Here is a 4,728-nt window from a genome sequence, read left to right as displayed (position 1 = left end):
TGTGTAGTGTTTGTTTGTGAGTGCGATGAGTTCATTACGAGATGAGATTGCTATATTATGATGCTTTTTTTTCTGATGCTACTGCACAAGCCGAGATCTCGACGCGCAAGGTCGGCGGCAGGGGCAGATGTTTAAAAGGGCCAGAAGCCGCTGTTGCTGTTGCTCTGGCCTCGGCAGGTGCAGGGCGCGGCCCTGCCAGAACCCCCTTCAGCATCCATGTCCGAATGTGGCGAGTATCCCCGCCCGCACACGCCTAGACTGGCGCCATGGACACCGCCCTCGCCCTCGACACCGCCGCCTGCGACCGCGCCCGCCTGGCCCGCGATGCACGCTTCGACGGCGTGTTCTTCACCGCCGTGCGAAGCACCGGCATCTACTGCCGCCCGGTGTGCCCGGCACCGCCACCGAAGCCGCGCAACATCACCTACTACCCGACCGCCGCTGCAGCCGCCGCCGCCGGCTACCGGCCGTGCCTGCGCTGCCGTCCCGAACTGGCACCGCAGGCACAGCAGGCATTGGCCGGGCAGACCGTGCAGCGCGCCCTCGCGCTGATCCAGGGCGGCTTCCTGCAGGAGCAGCCCGTTGCGGACCTCGCGCAGAAGATCGGACTCAGCGCGCGCCAGCTGCAGCGCCTGTTCGTTGAATACCTGGGCGCGACGCCGGGGCAGATCCACGCCACCCATCGCCTGCTGCTGGCCAAGCAACTGCTGACCGAAACCACGCTGCCGGTGACCGACGTTGCGCTGGCCGCCGGCTACAACAGCCTGCGCCGCTTCAATACCGCCTTCCTGCAGGGCTGCGGCATGGCACCGACGGCGCTGCGTCGCCAGCACCAGCCGCTGGCCGCCGATGACGGCTGCCTGGTACTGCGCCTGGCGTACCGCCCGCCGTTGGACTTCCCGCGCATGCTGGCCTTCCTGCGCAAGCGCAGCCTGCCCGGCATCGAACTGATCGGCGAAGACAGCTACCAGCGCGTGCTCGGCACGCCCGAGCGCCCCACCCTGCTGCGCGTCACCGCCGACCCGAAGCGCCCCGAACTGCGCCTGCAGCTGGGTGCGGTCGACCCGCGCCTGATCCCCGACATCGTGCGCCGTGTGCGTCGCGTGTTCGATCTGGACGCCGACCTGCAGCAGGTCCATGCCGCGCTGGGTGAAGAACCGCTGCTGGCGCGTGGCATCACCGAACGCCCCGGGCTGCGCGTGCCCGGCGGCTGGGATGGCTTCGAGGTGGGCGTGCGCGCCGTGCTCGGACAGCAGGTCAGCGTGGCCGCGGCCACCACCTTCGCGCGGCGCCTGGTCGATGCCTACGGCGCACACCTGCCGGGCATGCCATCGGACTTCGATCGCCAGTTCCCCGCGCCCGAGGTGTTGGCCGAGGCGCCACTGGAATCGATCGGCCTGCCCCGCACCCGCGCCGCCACAGTCCGTGCGCTGGCCGCCGCCTGTGCCAGTGGCCAGCTCGACTTTGGTCCCGGCCAGGCGCTGGAAGAATTCGTTGCGCGCTGCATTGCACTGCCCGGCATCGGCCCGTGGACCGCGCAGTACATTGCCCTGCGCGGACTCGGCCAGCCCGATGCCTTCCCCGCCGGTGACCTGGTGCTGCAGCAGGTCCTCGGCCACGCGCAGGGCCAGCGCCTGAGCGAACGCGCAACCGAAGCGCGCTCGCAGCCATGGCGGCCATGGCGCGCCTATGCCGTGCTGCACCTGTGGCACCTGTCCGGCACTTTCGTTGGAGAACCGACATGACTTTGTTGTTCGATCGTTTCGACAGCCCGATCGGCGTGCTGACCATCGCCGGTGACGAGCGTGGTCTTTCTCATGTGCTGTTCCCGGAGAACCGCCACCCCGCGCGCGGGCGTGATGACTGGCATTACGCACCGGATGCCTTGCCGGAAGCGCGCGAACAGCTGCTGCAGTTCCTGCACGGCGAGCGCAGCAGCTTCGACCTTGTGCTGGCACCACGTGGCACGCCGTTCCAGCTGCGTGTGTGGCAGGCGCTGGCGTTGATTCCGTTCGGTCAGACCTGGAGCTACCTGCAGTTGGCGCAGCATCTGGGCCAACCCAGTGCGACCCGCGCGGTCGGCGCCGCGAACGGCCGCAACCCGCTGCCGATCATCCTGCCCTGCCATCGCGTGATCGGCAGCAACGGGGCACTGACCGGCTTTGGTGGCGGACTGGAAACCAAGGCCGCGCTGCTGCGGCTGGAACAACGCCAGGCCCCGCTGTTCGCCTGAGAGGGCCGGCCGGGCTGCGCGGCTACTGGTGGGTGTCGACCTTGGTCGACACGGTAGATCCACGCCATGCGTGGATGGAGACATCAGGGACATGTCTGGAGAAAGCCCCCTTCTTGTTGAAGGGCGCGCGCCGTGTCTTGGGCGCGTCATTGCCTCGCACTATGATGGACGGATGACTTCCGTACGCCTGACCTGCGCGCTGGCGCTGCTGCTGCCATTGGCCGCCTGCACCACCGCGCCCGCCCCTTCCGCCTCCGTTCCTACACCTGTCGCTGCGGCCACGCCGCCGAAGCTGCTGCTGATCTCGATCGACGGCCTGCGCGCCGATGCGCTGGACCGCGGCCTGACCCCGAACCTGCAGCGACTGATCGATGGCGGCGTGCGTGCACGCTGGATGACGCCGTCCTATCCGTCGCTGACCTTCCCCAACCACTACACGATCGTCACCGGCCTGCGTCCGGACCACCACGGCATCGTCAACAACAGCATGGACGATGCAACCCTGGGCCGTTTCGAACTGAGCAACCGCGAGGCCGTCACCACCAGTGCCTGGTGGGGCGGCGAACCGATCTGGGTCGGCGCCGAGAACGCCGGCGTCCGCTCGGCCACCACGTCGTGGCCGGGCAGTGAATCGGAAATCCGCGGCGTGCGCCCGAGCCAGTGGCGCATCTACGACGGCAAGGAACCGCTGGAGCAGCGGGCCGGCATCGTGCTTGATTGGCTGGCGCAGACCGATGCGGATGCACCCCGCCTGACCACGCTGTACATGGAACACGTGGACAAGGCTGGCCACAACTACGGCCCCGAGTCGAAGCAGTACGCCGACGCCATCATGCGCGCCGACCAGATCGTCGGCCAGGTGCTTGACGGACTGCAACAGCGCGGCCTGGTTGCGACCACCAACGTCATCGTGGTGTCTGACCACGGCATGGCCAGCGTTGCCGACGGCCACGTGATCGCCACCGAATCGATGGCCGACCCGGCCATTGCGCGCAATATCAGCCAGGGCCAGTCGGTGGGTTTTGCACCGGTCGCCGGCCGCGAAGCGGAAGCCGAACGCGCCCTGCTCGGCCGCCACGCGCACTACGAGTGCTGGAAGAAGGAGAACCTGCCGGCGCGCTGGCACTACGGCACGCATCCGCGGGTTCCGGCCATCGTCTGTGCCATGGATGAAGGCTGGGATGCACTGCACCAGGAGAAGATCGCCAAGCGCGCGAAGCAGGATCGAGGTTCGCATGGCTACGACAACGCCCTGCCCTCCATGCGCGCGGTGTTCGTGGCCGCCGGCCCGTCGTTCCGCCAGGGCCTGGTGATCGATGGCTTCGACAACGTCGATGTCTATCCGCTGCTGGCCCAGCTGCTGCAGGTGCCGGCCGCACCGAACGACGGCAATCCGGAAACACTGAAGAAGACCCTGCGCTGACTTCCCTGTAGAGCCGAGCCCATGCTCGGCTGCATTGCGCCAGCCGAGCATGGGCTCGGCTCTACAAAAACGCGCATAAAAAAACGCGGCGCCAGGCGCCGCGTTTTTCGTTGAACCGGTCTGGGCCGGATCAGGCCTTGGCGACAGCCTTCTTCGCCACAGCCTTCTTCGCCGGAGCCTTGGCCACGGTCTTCTTGGCAACCGGAGCGGCGGCGCCTACGGCGACCTTGCTCGCGGTGTGCGAACGGGCGTTGCCGTAGCTGGCGTTGTAGCGCTTGCCCTTGGCGGTCTTGCGGTCACCCTTACCCATGTCTTCAACTCCTCAAATGTGAAATCTGGTTACCCCGTACTGACACGGGTTCGGCGGGGCCGCCTTGCTGGGCGCCCCCGCGCACGATCGAAAATCCTATCACGGAGCGCCTAGTGCGCGCAGCTGGCGTCGTGCACGTGACCGTGGTTGAGGCGCAGGTTGACCAGATGGGCCACACCCACCAGCAGGCCGCCGACGGTCATCACCACCGCGTGCGGCACCGCATTGTGGTGCAACGGGTCGTACAACACGCCGGCCCACAATGCGACCAGGCCGGGAATCAGGAAGCCCAGCGCACGCAGCGCGCCGTGGCGACGGTAGCCCCAGACCAGGCTGAACAGCCCCAGCAGGGTCACGAACACCACCAGCGCCTGTTCCACGCCGTCGCTCAGCCAGAACGACAGGCCCAACGAGGGCGCTGCGGCCAGCAGCACCGGAATCACCGCGCAATGCACCGCGCACAGCATCGAACCAGTGGCGCCGAAACGGTCGAGCAGGTGGCGCAGGCGTGAGGACAGGGACATGACTTCCAGCAGGGTCGGCGAATCGTTATGGAATAATATAACATCCCTTCCCGACCCGCACGGTTTCCCTCCCCCTGTCCCGCTGACGGGATTCGTGCGCCCAGTGATTGATACACCTGTCCCTTATTACAACTGTCCCCTGCCGCCGACCTTACGCCGTTCGATCTCCCAGGGCCGCATCGTCTATACAGAAAAAACCACCACGACAGCTATCGCAGATCCAGCACTCATGCCCATA

Annotated in this window: 6 protein-coding genes; 4 read left to right on the top strand and 2 right to left on the bottom strand. The window is 67.0% G+C overall.

Translation table 11 applies throughout. The features are described from left to right. Positions 1–266 precede the first annotated feature (266 nt). From EKL94_RS21760 to EKL94_RS21750, 3 genes are all read left to right on the top strand, one after another. Positions 267–1,745: a DNA-3-methyladenine glycosylase 2 family protein gene (locus tag EKL94_RS21760; RefSeq protein ID WP_126930608.1), complete on the top strand. Its 1,479-nt coding sequence runs from the start codon at positions 267–269 to the stop codon at positions 1,743–1,745. Beyond that, positions 1,742–2,233, top strand: coding sequence for a methylated-DNA--[protein]-cysteine S-methyltransferase (locus EKL94_RS21755; RefSeq protein ID WP_021202265.1), 492 nt, complete (start codon positions 1,742–1,744; stop codon positions 2,231–2,233). The genes EKL94_RS21760 and EKL94_RS21755 overlap by 4 nt, the downstream gene beginning before the upstream one ends. Positions 2,234–2,405: 172 nt before the next feature. Then, positions 2,406–3,656, top strand: coding sequence for an alkaline phosphatase family protein (locus EKL94_RS21750; protein WP_126930607.1), 1,251 nt, complete (start codon positions 2,406–2,408; stop codon positions 3,654–3,656). Between the two features lie 130 nt (positions 3,657–3,786). On the opposite strand, the gene EKL94_RS21745 is transcribed toward EKL94_RS21750, so the two are convergent. Next, a complete protein-coding gene (locus EKL94_RS21745) occupies positions 3,787–3,966 on the bottom strand; it encodes a 30S ribosomal protein THX (RefSeq protein ID WP_004150462.1) in 180 nt (59 codons plus the stop codon). 110 nt (positions 3,967–4,076) lie between these two features. Next, the gene (locus tag EKL94_RS21740) at positions 4,077–4,490 is read right to left on the bottom strand and encodes a MerC domain-containing protein (RefSeq protein WP_019338435.1); all 414 of its coding nucleotides are present in this window, start codon (positions 4,488–4,490) and stop codon (positions 4,077–4,079) included. Between EKL94_RS21740 and EKL94_RS22565 the strand changes: the two genes are divergently transcribed. After that, positions 4,489–4,728 (top strand): hypothetical protein (locus EKL94_RS22565; RefSeq protein ID WP_221767993.1); only part of this gene is annotated, 240 nt, incomplete at its 3' end. The genes EKL94_RS21740 and EKL94_RS22565 overlap by 2 nt on opposite strands.

This window comes from Stenotrophomonas maltophilia (genome assembly GCF_003970865.1).
In the GTDB taxonomy this organism is placed as follows: domain Bacteria; phylum Pseudomonadota; class Gammaproteobacteria; order Xanthomonadales; family Xanthomonadaceae; genus Stenotrophomonas; species Stenotrophomonas maltophilia_AR.
This window is presented reverse-complemented; position numbering and strand designations above follow the sequence as displayed.